The organism is Pseudomonas sp. 22072 (assembly GCF_052046095.1).
Taxonomy (GTDB): domain Bacteria; phylum Pseudomonadota; class Gammaproteobacteria; order Pseudomonadales; family Pseudomonadaceae; genus Aquipseudomonas; species Aquipseudomonas paracarnis.
Genome location: NZ_JBQEQE010000006.1, coordinates 67,446 through 85,426, shown reverse-complemented (window position 1 = coordinate 85,426; position 17,981 = coordinate 67,446). Strand labels below are relative to the sequence as shown.

Sequence of the window (17,981 nt, the reverse complement as noted above, 5' to 3'; positions counted from 1 at the left end):
GTAAATTGTCAGACAGCCAGTGTGCCCGAGTGTTACAGCGCTGTCAGGCGATTGGCCCGCGCGGGTAGCGTTTAAGCCTCTGCATCAGCTCGGCACCCGGGATCGGGCGGTCGAACAGGTAGCCCTGGCCCACGTCGCAACGGTGCCGGCGCAGGAACGCCAACTGCTCAGCGGTTTCGATGCCTTCGGCCACGACCTTGAGTTTGAGGTTGTGGGCCATGGCGATCACCGCCGAGGTGATTTCCATGTCGTCCTGGTTGTCCGGGATTTCATGGATAAAGCTGCGATCAATCTTAATGATGTCGATGGGGAATTTTTTCAAGTAGCTCAGCGACGAGTAACCGGTGCCGAAGTCGTCCATCGCCAGGGTCAGGCCAAAGCTCTTGAGCTGGTCCAGTTGCAGGCGCGTATCTTCAGTGGCTTCCAGCAGCAAGCCTTCGGTCAGCTCCAGCTCCAGCAGGTTGGCCGGCAGCTGTTCCTCCTTGAGGATGGTGGCAATCGAGGCCACCAGGTCCGGGTCGGAAAATTGCTTGGGCGACAGGTTGATGGCCACCTGCAAGTTGCCCAGGCCTGCGGCCGTCAATTGCCGGCTCATGCGGCAGGCCTGGCGCGCGATCCATTTGCCGATGGGGATAATCAGCCCGGTTTCTTCAGCCACGCTGATGAACTGGTCGGGGCGGATCATACCTTTTTCCGGGTGGTTCCAGCGCAACAGCGCTTCCATGCCCAGCAGGCGACCGCTGCGCAGGCATAGCTTGGGCTGGTAGAACACGTCCAGCTCGTTCTGGGTCAGGGCACGGCGCAGGTTGTTTTCCACGAACAGCTTGTAGCTGGCCTCGGCATTCAGCGCTTCGGTAAACACTTGCACCTGGTGCTTACCGTTGGCTTTGGCCTTGTGCAGGGCCAGGCCGGCGTTGCGCATCAGGGTCTGCGGGTCGCGGCCATGCAGCGGCGCGCAGGCCAGGCCCACGGAACCGGTTACGCTGATCAACTGGTTGTCGACGAACATCGGCTTGTCGAGGGTGGTCAGCAACTGGCTGGCCACCTGCTGGCCGGTCTCAAGGTCGGCATCGTCCAACAGCACCGCGAATTCGTTACTGGCAAAACGCGCCAGGCTGCCGCCGCTGCTCAAGCTGTTGCGCAGGCGGCGCGCCAGGCTGATCAACAACTTGTCGCCAGTCTGGTGGCCGAGGCTGTCGTTGATGCGCTTGAAGTTGTCGATGTCCACCAACAGCAGGCTGATCGGGCTGTCGCTGTCGCGGGCAAAGCGCTCGTCGAGGTTGCGAATGAACGCGGGGCGATTGCCCAGGTTGGTCAGGTTGTCGGTGTAGGCCAGGCGTTCGATGCGCTGTTGCGCCAGCTTGGTCTGGGTGATGTCTTCGTAGATGCCGATGTAGTGGGTCAGCTCGCGGTTGTCGCCATACACCTTGGAAATCGACAGCTGGCCCCAGTACGGTTCCAGGTTCTTGCGGCGGCTCTTGAACTCGCCTTGCCAGCTGTTGCTTTTGGCCAGGGCCGAAGGCGCGTCGAACAGCAATTCGCTGAGGTTCTCCAGAGCTGGCAGTTGGGCCAGGCGATGGCCGTGGACTTCTTCGGCGCTGTATTGGGTAATCGCGGTGAAGCTGGGGTTGACGTACTCCACCACGCCGTCGCAATTGACCAGCAAAAACGCGTTGGCGCTTTGCTCCACGGCGCGCTGGAACAAGTGCAGGGCGCTGGTGGCAGTGCGGCGGTTGTGGTTGTTGATGACCTGGGCGAACTGGTCTGCCAGCTCGCCGGCGAACGCGATTTCATCGGACTGCCAGGCGCGTGGGCTGCCACCTTGCTCCAGGCACAGCACGCCGACGACCTGGCCGTCGACGCGGATGCTGGCGTCGAGCATCGCGTGGATGTCCTTGGCGCGCAGGCTTTCAGCCATTTCCCGGGTGCGTGGGTCGCGCAGGGCGTGGGTGGCGTCGATCGCGCGGCTGGAGTGCAGGGCTTCCAGGTAATCCGGGAAGCCGCTGGCATCGATGGCTTCAGGCAGATGGTGTTGTTGATCGGCGCGGTGATAGGCGGAGATCGGTACCAGATGATGGCCTTCGAGGTTCCAGATGCTGGCGCAGTCGATCTGGTAAATGTCGCAGGCGCTGCGCGTGATGAGTTCAGCGGCTTCTTGCAGGGAATTTGGCGTTGTGTAGCGTTGGCGCGCCAGCAGCAGGATCAGTTCTTGCTGGGCGCGCACTCGCTCCAGGTGTTGCAACTGCTCCTGCTGCGCTCGCTGGTTGAGCTCCAGGGCGATTTGCAGGCGGCTGTTCTGGTTTTCCAGGTCGACCGTCGGGGCGGGTGCGCTGGTCTCGCTGAACAGCCCCTCGACCACCATCAGGTAGCCGCGCACCAGGTGGCGGTTATGTTGTTTGTAGGCCTCGCCCATCTCCAGCACGCTCAGCGGGCCGTCATGGGTGTGCAGGTTGTAGCGCACCAGATAATGGGGGCTGTGGGCCAGTTGCTGCTGGATCGCATCGTGCAACTGGTAGCGCGCCTGGGGTTCCATCAGGCTGGCGTAGGGCGTGCCGATCAAGGCGCAGAGTTCAACCGCCGGCAGGCCGAACTGGCGTTCGCAGTTGGGATCGAGGTAGAGCAGGGCCCAGCTTGCCTCATTAAGCCGCTCGAAACGCAGCATACCGAGGCGCGAAGGCACCGGTAATTGCGTCACTACCTCGGCCGCCATACGGGCGACATCGGGTTGGCTTTTCATGGGGAAACTCGCTTGGGAAAATGCGCACTGCGCTGGGCTCACGCCCTCTTGACTGTCGACTGCGGCAAGGTTGCATCATGCAGGACGCAGTGACAAGAGAGGATGAAGGCTAAGTGCTATAAGCCTGTTATCGGCCGCGCAAGGGATTTCTGTAATTGGGGTGATCGGTGGTGCGTTGACGCAGGTAGGGTGCTTGCGTGTGGCGAGCAAGCTTGCTTGCGCTGGGCTGCGCAGCGGCCCCAAAATCTTGGGAGCGCTTCGCACTCCAGCGGGAGCAAGCTCCCTCGCCACAGCAAGCTCGCTCCTACAAAATACAGGCAAAAAAAGCCCCGCCAAGTGGCGGGGTTGAGGTACGAGCGTGGCGCTCGGAAATCGGTGTGGCAAGGGCCTTCCCGGCAACAGGAAGGCCCTGCGACTTACAGCAGGATGGTGCGGATGTCGTTCAGCAACTGGCTCAGGCGCTGGGTGAAGCGCGCAGCCGCGGCGCCGTTGATCACACGGTGATCGTAGGACAGCGACAGTGGCAGCATCAGCTTGGGTTGGAACGCTTTACCGTCCCACACAGGCTGGATGGTGGCCTTGGACACACCCAGGATCGCCACTTCCGGCGCGTTGACGATTGGCGTGAAGCCAGTGCCGCCAATGTGGCCGAGGCTGGAGATGGTGAAGCAAGCGCCCTGCATGTCGTCCGGGGTGAGCTTCTTGTCGCGGGCCTTGGCAGCCAGCGCAGCCGCTTCGCCAGCGAGTTGCAGCAGGCTCTTCTGGTCGACGTTCTTGATGACCGGTACCAGCAGGCCATCCGGGGTGTCGACCGCAAAGCCGATGTGCACGTACTTCTTGCGAATGATCGCCTTGCCGCTTGGCGCCAGCGAGCTGTTGAAGTCCGGCAGTTCCTTGAGCAGGTGTGCACAGGCCTTGAGCAGCAGTGGCAGCACGGTCAGCTTCACGCCGGCCTTCTCGGCCACGGCTTTCTGCGCAACGCGGAACGCTTCCAGGTCGGTGATATCGGCCTGGTCGAACTGAGTCACGTGCGGGATGTTCAGCCAGCTGGCGTGCAGGCCTGCCGCGCCGATTTGCATCAGGCGGGTCATCGGCACTTCTTCGATTTCGCCGAAACGGCTGAAATCCACGGTGCGGATCGGCGGAATGCCCGAACCACCGGTAGCGCCGCCGGCAGCCGGAGCTTCCTTGGCTTTTTGCATCATGGCTTTGACGTAAACCTGCACGTCTTCCTTCAGCACACGGCCGTGAGGGCCGCTGGCTGCAACAGCGCTCAGCTCGACGCCAAATTCACGGGCCAGTTGACGCACGGCTGGGCCGGCGTGAACCTTGGCACCGCTTGGCGCAGGCGCAGCAGCCGCAGGGGCTGGCGCAGCTTCGGCTTTTGCGGCCGGAGCAGGGGCAGCAGCGGCAGGTGCCGCTTCAGCCTTGGCAGCCGGAGCAGCAGCCGGTGCTGGTGCGGCGGCTGGCGCAGCACCTTGTACTTTGAGCTTGAGGATGAAGTCACCGGTGCCGACTTCGTCTTCCAGCTTGACCGCGATGCTTTCCACCACGCCGGCTGCCGGCGATGGGATTTCCATGGAAGCCTTGTCGGACTCCAGGGTGATCAGCGACTGGTCGGCTTCGACGGTGTCGCCGACCTTGACCAGCAGCTCGATGATCTTGGCCTTGCCCGACGAACCGATGTCCGGGACGTGAATGTCCTGGACGGTCGCGGCGGCCGGTGCAGCGACCGGGGCTGGAGCAGCCTCGGCAGCGGCAGGCTTTTCAGCAGCAGGTGCAGGTGCAGCGGCGGCCGGAGCCGCGGCCGCAGGGGCTGCATCAGCAGCGCCTTCGATTTCCAGCTCCAGCAGTTCGTCGCCTTCCTTCAGGCGGTCGCCCAGCTTCACTTTCAGGCTTTTGACCACGCCGGCCTTGGGAGCAGGGATTTCCATGCTCGCCTTGTCCGACTCCAGGGTCAGGATGCTCTGGTCGGCTTCGACGGTGTCGCCGACCTTCACAAACAGCTCGATTACTTCACCTTCACCGCTGCCGATGTCAGGTACGCGAATGAGTTCGCTCACAAAAAATCTCCTCAGCAGTCCAGTGGGTTGCGTTTTTCCGGGTTGATCCCGAACTTGACGATGGCGTCAGCCACCACCTTGGGTTCGATCTCACCACGGTCAGCCAAGGCTTCCAGGGCTGCCAACACCACGAAGTGACGGTCGACTTCGAAGAAGTGACGCAGCTTCTTGCGGCTGTCACTGCGGCCGAAACCATCGGTGCCCAGGACTTTGAATTCCTTGGACGGGACCCACTGGCGAATTTGTTCAGCAAACAGTTTCATGTAGTCGGTAGAGGCAATGACTGGACCCTTACGGCCGGCCAGGCACTCTTCGACGTAGCTCTTGGCTGGCTTCTGGCCAGGGTGCAGACGGTTGCTGCGCTCTACGGCCAGGCCATCGCGACGCAGTTCGTTGAAGCTGGTGACGCTCCATACGTCGGCACCGACGTTGAACTCGTCGCGCAGGATCTTCGCCGCTTCACGTACTTCACGCAGGATAGTGCCGGAGCCCATCAGCTGTACGTGGTGCGCCGCTTCCTTGGTGTCTTCTTCGAGCAGGTACATGCCCTTGATGATGCCTTCTTCCACACCGGCCGGCATGGCTGGCTGCTGGTAGGACTCGTTCATCACGGTGATGTAGTAGAAAACGTCCTGCTGCTCTTCGGTCATCTTCTTCATGCCGTCCTGGATGATCACCGCCAGCTCATAGCCGTAGGTTGGATCAAAGGTGCGGCAGTTCGGGATGGTGGCAGCCAGGATGTGGCTGTGACCGTCTTCGTGTTGCAGGCCTTCGCCGTTCAGCGTGGTGCGGCCGGCGGTGCCGCCGATCAGGAAGCCACGGGTGCGGCTGTCGCCAGCGGCCCAGGCCAGGTCGCCGATACGCTGGAAGCCGAACATCGAGTAGAAGATGTAGAACGGCAGCATTGGCTGGTTGTGGCTGGAGTACGAAGTACCGGCAGCGATGAAGGAGCTCATGGCGCCCGCTTCGTTGATGCCTTCTTCGAGGATCTGGCCCTTCTTGTCTTCCTTGTAGAACATCACCTGGTCTTTATCGACTGGCTCGTAGAGCTGGCCGACGGAGGAGTAGATGCCCAACTGACGGAACATGCCTTCCATACCGAAGGTACGGGCTTCGTCCGGGATGATCGGGACGATGCGCGGGCCGATGTCCTTGTCCTTGACCAGCTGCGCCAGGATGCGCACGAAGGCCATGGTGGTGGAGATTTCACGGTCGCCCGAGCCGTCAAGGATAGCCTTGAGGGTGCTCAGGTCTGGCGTCGGTACGCTGAAGCTGTTGGCGCGGCGCTGTGGCACGAAACCGCCCAGTGCACTGCGACGCTCGCTCAGGTAGCGGGCTTCGGCGCTGTTTGGCTCCGGCTTGAAGAACGGCAGGTTCTCCAGCTCTTCGTCCTTGACCGGGATGTCGAAGCGGTCGCGGAACAATTTCAGGCTGTCGACATCGACTTTCTTGGTGTTGTGCGCGGTGTTCTTCGCTTCGCCGGCACCGGTGCCATAACCCTTGATGGTCTTGGCCAGGATGACGGTCGGTTGTTCTTTGTGGTTGACCGCTTCGTGGTACGCCGCGTAGACCTTGTACGGGTCGTGGCCGCCTCGGTTGAGCTTCCAGATCTCGTCGTCGGACAGGTCGGCAACCATCGCCTTGAGTTCAGGCGTGTTGAAGAAGTGCTCACGGACGAAAGCGCCGTCTTTGGCTTTGTAGTTCTGGTACTCGCCGTCGATGACTTCGTCCATGCGGCGTTGCAGGATACCGTCGACGTCCTTGGCCAGCAGTGGGTCCCAGAAACGGCCCCAGATGACTTTGGTCACGTTCCACTGAGCACCGCGGAACACGCCTTCGAGTTCCTGGATGATCTTGCCGTTGCCGCGAACCGGGCCGTCGAGGCGCTGCAGGTTGCAGTTGATGACGAAGATCAGGTTGTCGAGCTTCTCGCGGCCGGCCAGGGAGATGGCGCCCAGGGATTCCGGTTCGTCGCACTCGCCGTCGCCCAGGAAGCACCAGACTTTCTGCTTGCCTTCCGGGATGAACCCACGGGCTTCCAGGTACTTCATGAAGCGTGCCTGGTAGATCGCCTGGATCGGGCCAAGGCCCATGGAAACGGTCGGGAACTGCCAGAAGTCAGGCATCAGCCAAGGGTGAGGGTAGGACGACAGGCCCTGACCGTCGACTTCCTGGCGGAAGTTGTTCATTTGTTCTTCGCTGATGCGACCTTCCATGAACGCACGGGCGTAGACGCCTGGCGAGGTGTGGCCCTGGAAGTAGATCAGGTCGCCGCCGTGTTCGTCGGTCGGGGCCTGGAAGAAGTAGTTGAAGCCGATGTCATACAGGGTTGCGCTGGAAGCGAAGCTGGAGATGTGACCGCCCAGGTCCGAATCTTTCAAGTTCGTGCGCATTACCATCGCCATGGCGTTCCAACGTACCAGCGAGCGAATGCGGCGTTCCATGAACAGGTCGCCAGGCATGCGTGCTTCGTGGGTAACGGGGATGGTGTTGCGGTATGGCGTAGTGATGGCGTAAGGCAGTTGCGAGCCGCTGCGGGTCGCGAGTTCGCCCATACGGGTCATCAGGTAGTGAGCACGGTCTTCGCCTTCTTTGTCGAGAACCGATTCCAGGGCGTCCAGCCATTCCTGGGTTTCGACGGGATCGAGGTCTTGCATGGCTTGCTCCAGGGCGGAAAGGCTACCAGAATCGGTTGCCTGAAGTTTGCGACTGGCCTTGTGGGCAGACGACATAAATTCTTGGATGGCCGAAGGTTGCTTCGGCGTCCTGTAGTTTTACTACAAATCGTCGGCCATTTCAGCCTTTCGAATGTATATACGAGTAGTAAAACTACACAAGACTGAGCGTATGGCTCGGTCTTGCTGGTGAGCATAATCGTTATTGTTGGTCTATTGCGAACAAGAAAAGGTGAAACTTTGATATTGCCTGCCAAGATTAATTTAATTTCAGCTATTTCTAACCTTTGTTCGACAGTCCTTCACCGAGCATGGCTCTTGCCTTCACAACTACACGCCATTTACACGCCGATCAAGGATAGACCATGAGCCTTCCAACGCTGGCCGAACTGCCGGCCATTCTGTTGCCTTACGCCAACCGGGCCGAACAGTCATTTCGTGACGCGGTGGCCGCGCTGGATGACGATCATGGCCTTTCTGCGTGGGCGCCGCAACGGTGGGCCGACTTCGCCCGCGTGTGCGCCGCCAGTGATTTCGTCATTGAACAGAGTGTTCGTGACCCTTTGATGTTGCTGGAGCTGGTGGCCTGGGGCGAGCTGGACCGCGGTTTCGCGCCCGGCGAGCTATGCAGCCAGATAGCCGGTGCCGTGCAACAGGCCGAAACAGAAGATGAACTGGGCCGCGTGCTGCGCCGCCAACGCACGCGCCAGCAGGTGCGCATCATCTGGCGCGACCTCACACGCCAGGCCGACCTGGTGCAAACCTGTCGCGATCTGTCCGACATGGCCGACGCCTGCATCGACCAGGCCTATCAATGGCTGTACCAGCGCCACTGCGCCCAGTTCGGCACGCCGACCGGCGCACGCAGCGGCGAGGCACAGCACATGGTCATCCTCGGCATGGGCAAGCTCGGTGCAGTGGAGCTGAACCTGTCGTCGGATATCGACTTGATCTTCGCTTATCCCGAAGGTGGTGAAACGGTGGGCGTGAAGCGCGCCCTGGATAATCAGGAGTTCTTTATTCGCCTGGGTCAAAAACTGATCAAGGCCCTGGACCCGATGACCGTCGATGGTTTTGTCTTCCGCGTCGACATGCGCCTGCGCCCCTACGGTTCGGCCGGCGCCCTGGTGCTGAGCTTCAACGCGCTGGAGCAGTACTACCAGGACCAGGGCCGGGACTGGGAGCGCTACGCCATGATCAAGGCGCGGGTGGTGGCCGGCGACCAGGCGGCTGGCGCGCAACTGCTCGACATGCTGCGCCCGTTTGTCTACCGCCGTTATCTGGACTTCTCGGCCATCGAAGCGCTGCGCACCATGAAGCAACTGATCCAGCAGGAAGTACGGCGCAAGGGCATGGCCGACAATATCAAGCTGGGCGCAGGCGGCATTCGTGAGGTGGAATTTATCGCGCAGGCATTCCAGCTGATCCATGGCGGCCGCGACCTCAGCCTGCAGCAACGCCCGCTGTTGAACGTGCTGGGCACGCTGGAAGGCCAGGGTTATTTGCCCGCAGCGGTGATCAGCGAGCTGCGCAGCGGTTACGAGTTCCTGCGCTACACCGAGCATGCGATCCAGGCGATTGCCGACCGCCAGACGCAAATGCTGCCGGACAGCCCCGAAGACCAGGCGCGCATTGCCTTTATGCTTGGCTTCAGTGACTGGGCCGCGTTCCACGAGCGCCTGATGTACTGGCGTGGTCGCGTGGACTGGCACTTTCGCCAGGTGATTGCCGACCCTGATGAGGAAGAAGGCGAAGAAAGCGAATTGGTGGTCGGTGGTGAATGGTTGCCACTGTGGGAGGAATCCCAGGATGACGACGCGGCGTGCCGTCAACTGAGTGAAGGTGGTTTCACCGATGCCCCCAAGGCCCTCAAGGCCTTGGCCAGCCTGCGCGCCAGCCCGCAGTTGCGCGCCATGCAGCGCCTGGGGCGCGAGCGCCTGGATGCGTTCATCCCGCGCCTGCTGGCCCAGGCCGTTGAACATGCCAACCCGGACCTGGTCCTGGAGCGCGTGTTGCCGCTGGTGGAAGCCGTTGCCCGGCGTTCGGCCTACCTGGTGTTGCTGACTGAGAACCCCGACGCCCTGCGTCGCCTGCTGACATTGTGCGCGGCCAGCCCGTGGATCGCCGAGCAGATCACCCGTTTTCCGCTGTTGCTGGACGAATTGCTCAACGAAGGCCGCTTGTTCAAGCCGCCGCTGGCGCCGGAGCTGGCCGCTGAGTTGCGCGAGCGCCTCACGCGCATTCCCGAAGATGACCTTGAGCAACAAATGGAAGCCTTGCGCCATTTCAAACTGGCGCACCGCCTGCGGGTGGCCGCTTCCGAAATCGCCGGCAGCCTGCCGTTGATGAAAGTCAGCGACTACCTCACCTGGCTGGCCGAAGCGATTCTTGAACAAGTGCTGGCCCTGGCCTGGCGCCAGACGGTCGCCCGCCACGGCTCGCCGCAGCGCCTGGACGGCACCCTGTGCGATCCTGGGTTCATCATTGTCGGTTATGGGAAAGTCGGCGGCATCGAACTGGGGCATGGTTCGGACCTGGACCTGGTGTTTATCCATGACGGCGACCCCCAGGCCGAGACGGACGGTGCCAAGCCGATCGATGGCGCGCAATTCTTTACACGGCTGGGCCAGCGCATCATTCACCTGCTGACCACCCAGACCAACTCCGGCCAGCTGTATGAAGTGGACATGCGCCTGCGACCTTCCGGCGCATCGGGCTTGTTGGTGAGTTCCCTGGGGGCGTTTGATCGCTATCAACAAAATGAAGCCTGGACCTGGGAACATCAGGCCCTGATCCGTGCGCGGGTACTGGTGGGCAGCCAGGATGTGGGCCAGGCGTTCGAGCAGGTACGGGCTAACGTGTTGGGGCGTGAGCGGGACTTGGAGAAGCTGCGCCAGGAGGTCAGCGAGATGCGTGCCAAGATGCGTGACAACCTGGGCACCAAGGCCACGACGGCCGGCAGGGGCGCCAATGCCTTCGAGGCCACGGCGCTGTTCGACCTCAAGCAGGACGCCGGAGGTATCGTCGATATTGAATTTATGGTGCAATACGCGGCTTTGGCGTGGTCTGCGCAACATCCATCGTTGCTGCGCTACACCGACAATATCCGCATTCTGGAGGGCCTGGAGCAGGTCGGGCTGATGCCCGCCGCCGATGCCCATTTGCTGCGAGAAGTGTACAAGGCTTACCGCTCAGCCGCGCACCGCCAGGCTTTGCAGAACGAGGCCGGTACGGTAGCCGGGGACCAGTTCGCCGACGAGCGGCGACAGGTGATGCGAATCTGGCAGGCGCTGGGCTTAAATTGAAACTCGACTGATTGGCGACGCCGATTTTTATATGGGATGCGGATTGATGTGGGAGCCGGGCTTGCCCGCGATGCAGGCGCCTCGGTTTATCAGGGATACCGAGGTGATGCGATCGCAGGCAAGCCAGCTCCCACATAAAGATGCTCCCTGGCGCACCGCGATCTACAGTCATTATCGAGGCGGGGAGGCATAGGCCTCCCCGCATCGTTTGTGGAAACTACATGAATATTCTGATCGTTGGGCCCAGTTGGGTCGGTGACATGGTGATGGCACAGACACTGTTTCAGTGCCTGCGCCTGCGCTATCCAGACTGCCAGATCGACGTGCTCGCCCCTGAGTGGAGCCGGCCGATCCTTGAGCGCATGCCCGAGGTGCGCAAGGCCTTGAGCTTCCCGCTCGGCCACGGTGCCCTGGAGTTGGCGACCCGCCGACGCATCGGCAAGTCCATGGCGGGCCAGTACGACCAGGCGATCCTGCTGCCTAACTCGCTGAAGTCGGCGCTGGTGCCGTACTTTGCCGGTATTCCCAAGCGCACCGGCTGGCGCGGCGAGTTTCGCTATGTGCTGCTCAATGACGTACGCACCCTGGATAAAGCCCGTTACCCGTTGATGATCGAACGCTTTATGGCTTTGGCCTACGAGCCGGGTGCTGAACTGCCCAAGCCGTACCCACGCCCCAGCTTGCAGATCGACCCGGTGACCCGCGACGCGGCGCTGGCCAAGTTCGGCCTCACCCTGGATCGGCCCGTATTGGCCTTGTGCCCTGGCGCCGAGTTTGGCGAGTCCAAGCGCTGGCCGTCGGAGCATTACGCCAAAGTCGCTGAAACCAAGATCCGCGAAGGCTGGCAGGTGTGGTTGTTCGGTTCCAAGAACGATCATTCGGTGGGTGAAGACATTCGCCAGCGCCTTATCCCCGGCCTGCGTGAAGAAGCGGTGAACCTCAGTGGCGACACGTCCCTGGCTGAGGCCATCGACCTGTTGTCGTGCGCCGACTCGGTGGTGTCCAACGATTCCGGCCTGATGCATGTGGCGGCGGCGCTGAACCGTCCGCTGGTGGCCGTGTACGGCTCCACATCCCCAGGCTTCACTCCGCCGTTGGCCGACAAGGTCGAAGTGGTGCGCCTGGGCCTGGATTGCAGCCCGTGCTTTGAGCGTACCTGCCGTTTCGGCCACTACAACTGCCTGCGCCAGTTGCTGCCCCAGCCGGTAACCGATGCCTTGCAGCGTTTGCAGGGCGACGTGGTCGAGGTTCACTGAGTTGCGGGTTCTGGTAATCAAGACCTCATCCCTGGGCGACGTGATCCATGCCTTGCCGGCCCTCACTGATGCAGCCCGGGCGATTCCCGGCATTCGGTTCGACTGGGTGGTGGAAGAAGGCTTTGCCGAAATCCCAACCTGGCACCCGGCGGTCGATAAGGTGATTCCGGTAGCGATTCGCCGCTGGCGCAAGAACCTCTGGCAAACCATCAAGAGCGGTGAATGGCGGCGCTTCAAGCAGGCGGTGCAGTCGACTAAATACGACCTGGTGATCGACGCCCAGGGCTTGCTCAAAAGCGCCTGGCTGACGCGCTATGTGCGGGCGCCCATCGCTGGCTTCGACAAAGATTCTGCGCGTGAACCCCTGGCTGCGCGCTTTTACTCCCGGCGCCTGGCCGTGGCCCGTGGGCAGCATGCGGTGGAGCGCTTGCGCCAGCTGTTCGCCGTGGCCCTGGGCTACGACCTGCCCCAACGCCTGGGCGACTACGGCCTGAGCGTTGAAAAGCTGCTCGGCCTGCCGCCGAAAAAACCGTTCGTATTGCTGTTGCATGGCACCACCTGGGACACCAAGCACTGGCCCGAAGCCTATTGGCGCGAGCTGGCCGAACGCATGGGCCGCCTGGGCGTGGACGTAAAGCTGCCGTGGGGCAACGCCGCCGAAAAGGCGCGGGCCGAACGCCTGGCCCTCGGCCTGCCCAACGCCGAAGTGTTGCCCAAGCTCAACCTGGCGGGCGTTGCCCGTGTCTTGGCGAGCGCCCGTGCCTGCGTGGCCGTCGACACCGGCCTTGGCCACTTGGCGGCGGCATTGGACGTGCCGACCATTTCCCTGTTCGGCCCCACCAACCCAGGCCTTACCGGTGCCTACGGCAAGGGCCAGATTCACTTGGCCAGCGACTGGCCGTGCGCGCCTTGCCTGCAAAAACAGTGCACTTATCAACCCACTGCCGACGACCTGCGGCGGTTCGACATCGCCCGCGAGTCGCCCCTGTGCTTCACGCGCTTGAACCCTGAGCGTGTCGCAAGCCGGCTGAGCACGTTGTTACTGGCCGAGGAGCAGCACTGATGCAACTGGCTTTTGTTCTGTACAAGTACTTCCCGTTCGGTGGCCTGCAGCGCGACTTCATGCGCATCGCCCTGGAATGCCAGCAGCGCGGCCACAGCATTCGGGTGTACACCCTGATCTGGGAAGGTGATATCCCGCCAGGCTTTGAGGTGCTGGTGGCGCCGGTCAAGGCCTTGGTCAACCACCGTCGCAACGAAAAGCTCTACGCCTGGATCCAGGCCGACCTGGCCAAGCGCCCAGTGGACCGCGTGGTGGGCTTCAACAAGATGCCGGGGCTGGACCTGTACTTTGCCGCCGACGGTGTGTTCGAGGACAAGGCCCAGACCCTGCGCAACCCGATGTATCGCTGGTTCGGGCGCTACAAGCACTTTGCCGAATACGAGCGCGCCGTGTTCGATAAGAACGCCAAGACGCAGATCATGGTGTTGTCCGAGCATCAGCAGCAGTTGTTCACCCAGTATTACGGTACCCAGGCCGAGCGTTTTCACCTGTTGCCACCGGGGATCGCCCGCGACCGCCGCGCGCCGCCGAACGCCGCCGAGATCCGCGCCGAGTTCCGCGCTGAATTCCGCTTGGCTGAAGACGATTTGCTGTTGGTGCAAATCGGTTCGGGGTTCAAGACCAAGGGCGTCGACCGCAGCCTCAAGGCGCTGGCCGCTCTGCCTTCGCGCCTGAAGAAACGCACCCGGCTATTTGTAATTGGCCAGGACGACCCCAAAGTATTCCAATTGCAGAGCGCGGCGCTGGGCCTGGGCGACCAGGTGCAGTTCTTCAAGGGCCGCAATGATATTCCGCGTTTCCTGCTGGGGGCGGACCTGTTGATTCACCCTGCGTACAACGAGGCGGCCGGCATGGTGCTGGTCGAAGCGGTGGTCGCCGGCCTCCCGGTACTGGTGAGCCAGGTGTGCGGCTATGCGTTCTACATCGACAAGGCCCAGAGCGGCCGGGTGTTGGACGAGCCGTTCGAGCAAACCCAGCTCAACCAGTATCTGGTCGATATGCTCGACGACCCACAAGCGCGTGCGACCTGGAGTCGCAATGGTCTGGCCTTCGCCGAGACGGCCGACCTCTTTAGCATGCCGCAGTACGCTGCGGACCTGATTCTGGCGGAGCCAAACCGATGAAGTTGATTCTAGCCGAACCCTTCAAGACCCTGTGGGCCGGACGCGATGCGTTCGCCGAGGTCGAGAAGCTGGAAGGCCAGGTGTTCCGCGAGCTGGCCGCTCGCCGTACGTTGCGTACGGTGGTCGAGGGCCAGCCTTATTTTGTGAAGATCCACCGTGGGATCGGCTGGGGCGAAATCCTCAAGAACCTGGTTACTGCCAAATTACCGGTGTTGGGCGCGGGCCAGGAGTGGGTGGCGATCCAGCGCTTGCAGGCGCTTGGTGTACCGACCATGACCGCCGTGGCGTTCGGTGAAAAAGGCAGCAACCCGGCCGACCAGCACTCGTTCATCATCACCCAGGAACTGACCCCCATCATCAGCCTGGAAGACCTGACCCTCGACTGGGTCAAGCAACCGCCCGTGCCGGCGATCAAGCATGCCTTGACCCTTGAACTGGCGCGTACCGTGGGCGCGATGCACCGCGGTGGCGTCAACCACCGTGACTGCTACCTCTGCCATTTCCTGCTGCACACCGACCGGCCCATCAGTGTCGACAACCTCAAGCTGTCGGTGATCGACCTGCACCGTGCCCAGGTGCGTGCGACGATCCCCGTGCGCTGGCGCAACAAAGACTTGGCCGGCCTGTATTACTCCGCGTTGGAGATCGGCTTGACCCAGCGCGACAAGCTGCGTTTTCTCAAGGCCTATTTCCAGCAGCCGCTGCGCCAGATCCTGGCGGAGCAAACCGCGCTGTTGTCTGCGCTGGAACGCATGGCAGCAAAGCTGTATGCGCGTAAACAACGATACGGGGATGCGATCTGATGGCGGGTTGGAATCTGGAACCTGCCTACGCCGCCCTGGCGGATGACTTTGGAAGCCTGGACGCGGTGTTCGCCTTGCAAGGCGAGCGGCTGACCCGCGACCCGTTGTCGGAAGTGATTCGGGTGGAGCGTGACGGGGTCAATTATTACGTCAAGCGCTACGTAGGTGCCGGCAAGGGCCTGCGTCGTTACCTGGGTCGGCCGCGGGTGAAGTCCGAATGGCAGAACCTCAAGCGTTTCGCCAAGTGGGGCATCCCCACCGCCGACGTGGTGGCCTGGGGCCTGGACCGCAAGGGCCTGGCCTATAACCGTGGCGCCATGATCACCCGTGAACTGCCCAAGACCGAAGATCTGTCGGTGCTGGCCGAACGTCACGATGAGCGCCTCAAAGACCCCCGGTGGGTCGATGGCATCAGCCGCCAGCTCGCCGAATACACGCGCACCATGCACGATCACCGCTTCACCCATAACGACTTGAAGTGGCGCAACCTGCTGGTGGACGATCAGCGCACCCTGTACCTGATCGACTGCCCCAACGGTGATTTCTGGCGCGGCTTCTGGCTCAAGTACCGCATCACCAAGGACTTGGCCTGCCTGGACAAAGTCGCCAAGTATCACTTGTCGGCCACCCAGCGCCTGCGTTTCTACCTGCAATATCGCCAGCGCGCGCACCTGACCGCGTCGGACAAACAGCGAATTCGCCATGTGGTGAAGTTTTTCGAGGGACGCGAATGAGTGACTTCCTGGCGGCTGAAGACCGCGCTCTGCTTGAGCGCAACGGCCTGGCGACCTTCGACGCCCTGTGGGCCAAGCAACTGGATGCGGTGGACGAGCCGAACACCAGCGGCGACGGTTGGAGCAGTGTGTATCGCCTGGAGCTTGAGGGGCAGGGCTACTACCTCAAGCGCCAGAGCAACTACCTCACACGCACCTTGCACCGGCCCTTTGGCGAGCCGAGTTTTGCCCGCGAGTTTCGCAACATCAGCCTGTATCGAAAGCTCGGCATCCCGGCCCTGCAAGCGGCGTTCTTCGGTGAGCGCAAGGTCAAGGGTGAGCGCCGGGCGATGCTGCTCACCCGTGCGCTGGATGGCTGGAATGACCTGGATTCGTTGCTGGAGCAGTGGGCGCAATTGAGCGCAGCCCAGCACAGTGCGATCCTGTTGGCCTGCGGCAAGCTGGCGCGTCATCTGCACAGCGTCGGGCAGGTGCATGGCTGTTTTTACCCCAAGCATATTTTCCTGCAGCCTGCCGGTGAGGGGTATGCCGCACAGTTGATCGACCTGGAGAAAACCCGCCCGCTGTTGTTTGGCTGGCGTGACCGGGTCAAGGACCTGGAACCGCTGCTGCGCCGCGCGCCGCAATGGTCGGATGCGCAGGTGCGCCAACTGCTGGCGGCGTACCTTGAGCAGCCCGAGGACGGTGCCCTGGTGTCCACTTGGCACCAGCGCCTGACCGCGCGCCGCAGCCACAAGGAGAACCGCTGATGCGTTTATCCGAGCTGAAAACGGCTGGGCGTACCCCCAGCCTGCCACTGACCCTTGACCTGGCGGATGCCGCCGGCCCTGGGCAATTGCAATTGCTGAGCCTGCTGCGGGTGTTGCCGGGGCAGCGCTACGTAGGTGCCGCCGTGTGGCGCGGTCGCCCGGTGTTGGCCAAGTTGTTGGTGGGCAGCAAGGCGGCGCGGCATTTTCAGCGTGAGCTCACGGGTGTGCGTCTGTTGGCTGAGCAAGGCCTGACCACGCCGTTGCTGCTGGCCGATGGCTTACAGGACGGCGAGGGTGGTTGGCTGCTGTTTGAATTTATCGAGGGGGCCCAAAGCCTGTCCGACGCTTGGCTCGCCGTCGAAAACCTGCCGCCGTTGGCGGACGAACAAACCGCTGTGCTCGCCGAAGCGCTGGGCGCGATCGCCCAGATGCATGCCAAGGGCCTGTGGCAAGAAGACCTGCACCTGGACAACTTGCTACGCAAGGATGGCAAGCTGTATCTGATCGATGGCGCCGGCATTCGTGTCGAAGAGGCGGGCAAGGCGCTATCGCGCAATCGAGTGCTGGAGAACCTCGGTGTGTTCTTCGCCCAACTGCCGAAAAACCTCGAGCCCTTTACCGAGGAGTTGCTGGTGTATTACTTGCTGGCCAACGGCGAACACGCCTTGCCAATGCAAGCCCTGGAAAAACAGGTGCGTAAAGTCAGCGCCTGGCGCTTGAGAGACTACCTGGACAAGACCGGCCGCGAATGCACGCTGTTCAGTGTGGTGCGCGGCGCTTTTGGCTTGCGTGCGATCCGCCGCGAAGAAGAAGCCGCCATGGTGCCGGTGCTTGAGCAGGCCGATGCGTTGCTCGACCAGGGTCACCTGTACAAGACTGGTGGCGCGGCGAGCGTGGCCAAGGTCGACGTGGCCGGCCGGCCGCTGGTGATCAAGCGCTACAACATCAAGGGTTTTGCCCATTGGCTCAAGCGCTTCTGGCGCCCGAGCCGCGCCTGGCACTCCTGGCGCGAAGGTAACCGCCTGGCCTTCCTGGGCTTCGCCACACCCAAGCCGCTGGCGGTGCTGGAGAAACGATTCCTGTGGTTGCGCAGCCGCGCCTACCTGGTCACCGAATACCTGCCTGGGCCGGACATCATCGAGCGCTTTGCGCCGTATGTGGAGAGCGGCGAGGCGCCCGAGAGCGAGTTGCAGGCGCTGGACCAGTTGTTTGCCGACTTGATCCGCGAGCGCATCAGTCATGGGGATTTCAAAGGCCATAACCTGTTCTGGAGCGACGGGCACTGGGCGATGATTGATCTGGATGCGATGTGTCAGCACTCTTCCGCTGCCAGCTTTGCGCCGGCCTATGCCAAAGACCGTGCAAGGTTTATGCGTAACTGGCCGCAAGGCAGTGCGTTGTATCGCGTGATTGATCAGCGGTTGCCCAAAGAGGCGGGTGTCGGCAGTTAAACCTATCGCGGGCAAGCCCGC

General features: G+C 62.1%; 11 protein-coding genes. 8 read left to right on the top strand and 3 right to left on the bottom strand.

Annotated elements, in window-relative coordinates; genetic code table 11:
* Window positions 1–43: 43 nt before the first annotated feature.
* From ACTJLA_RS08305 to aceE, 3 genes are all read right to left on the bottom strand, one after another.
* Window positions 44–2,737, bottom strand: a complete 2,694-nt coding sequence (locus ACTJLA_RS08305) for a putative bifunctional diguanylate cyclase/phosphodiesterase (protein ID WP_034125612.1) — start codon at window positions 2,735–2,737, stop codon at window positions 44–46.
* A 416-nt stretch (window positions 2,738–3,153) separates the two neighbouring features.
* On the bottom strand, window positions 3,154–4,800 hold the full coding sequence (aceF, locus tag ACTJLA_RS08300) for a dihydrolipoyllysine-residue acetyltransferase (RefSeq protein ID WP_127880475.1): 1,647 nt from the start codon (window positions 4,798–4,800) through the stop codon (window positions 3,154–3,156).
* Between the two features lie 11 nt (window positions 4,801–4,811).
* A complete protein-coding gene (gene aceE, locus ACTJLA_RS08295) occupies window positions 4,812–7,457 on the bottom strand; it encodes a pyruvate dehydrogenase (acetyl-transferring), homodimeric type (protein WP_003187985.1) in 2,646 nt (881 codons plus the stop codon).
* Between the two features lie 383 nt (window positions 7,458–7,840).
* Between aceE and glnE the strand changes: the two genes are divergently transcribed.
* From glnE to ACTJLA_RS08255, 8 genes are all read left to right on the top strand, one after another.
* The gene (gene glnE / locus ACTJLA_RS08290; protein ID WP_186526776.1) at window positions 7,841–10,780 is read left to right on the top strand and encodes a bifunctional [glutamate--ammonia ligase]-adenylyl-L-tyrosine phosphorylase/[glutamate--ammonia-ligase] adenylyltransferase; all 2,940 of its coding nucleotides are present in this window, start codon (window positions 7,841–7,843) and stop codon (window positions 10,778–10,780) included.
* Window positions 10,781–11,001: 221 nt separating this feature from the next.
* On the top strand, window positions 11,002–12,036 hold the full coding sequence (waaF, locus tag ACTJLA_RS08285) for a lipopolysaccharide heptosyltransferase II (RefSeq protein WP_032893896.1): 1,035 nt from the start codon (window positions 11,002–11,004) through the stop codon (window positions 12,034–12,036).
* Between the two features lies 1 nt (window position 12,037).
* Window positions 12,038–13,099, top strand: coding sequence for a lipopolysaccharide heptosyltransferase I (waaC, locus tag ACTJLA_RS08280; RefSeq protein WP_054896238.1), 1,062 nt, complete (start codon window positions 12,038–12,040; stop codon window positions 13,097–13,099).
* Window positions 13,099–14,223 carry a glycosyltransferase family 4 protein gene (locus tag ACTJLA_RS08275; RefSeq protein WP_003187990.1) on the top strand — a complete coding sequence of 375 codons (1,125 nt, stop codon included), beginning with the start codon at window positions 13,099–13,101 and terminating at the stop codon, window positions 14,221–14,223. Before waaC ends, ACTJLA_RS08275 begins: the two co-directional genes overlap by 1 nt.
* Window positions 14,220–15,026, top strand: a complete 807-nt coding sequence (gene rfaP, locus ACTJLA_RS08270) for a lipopolysaccharide core heptose(I) kinase RfaP (protein WP_014716628.1) — start codon at window positions 14,220–14,222, stop codon at window positions 15,024–15,026. Before ACTJLA_RS08275 ends, rfaP begins: the two co-directional genes overlap by 4 nt.
* A complete protein-coding gene (locus tag ACTJLA_RS08265; protein ID WP_054896240.1) occupies window positions 15,026–15,760 on the top strand; it encodes a lipopolysaccharide kinase InaA family protein in 735 nt (244 codons plus the stop codon). Before rfaP ends, ACTJLA_RS08265 begins: the two co-directional genes overlap by 1 nt.
* Complete coding sequence (locus tag ACTJLA_RS08260; protein WP_034125618.1) at window positions 15,757–16,509, top strand: lipopolysaccharide kinase InaA family protein; 753 nt, start codon at window positions 15,757–15,759, stop codon at window positions 16,507–16,509. Before ACTJLA_RS08265 ends, ACTJLA_RS08260 begins: the two co-directional genes overlap by 4 nt.
* Complete coding sequence (locus ACTJLA_RS08255) at window positions 16,509–17,960, top strand: lipopolysaccharide kinase InaA family protein (RefSeq protein ID WP_314545891.1); 1,452 nt, start codon at window positions 16,509–16,511, stop codon at window positions 17,958–17,960. The genes ACTJLA_RS08260 and ACTJLA_RS08255 overlap by 1 nt, the downstream gene beginning before the upstream one ends.
* Window positions 17,961–17,981 lie beyond the last annotated feature (21 nt).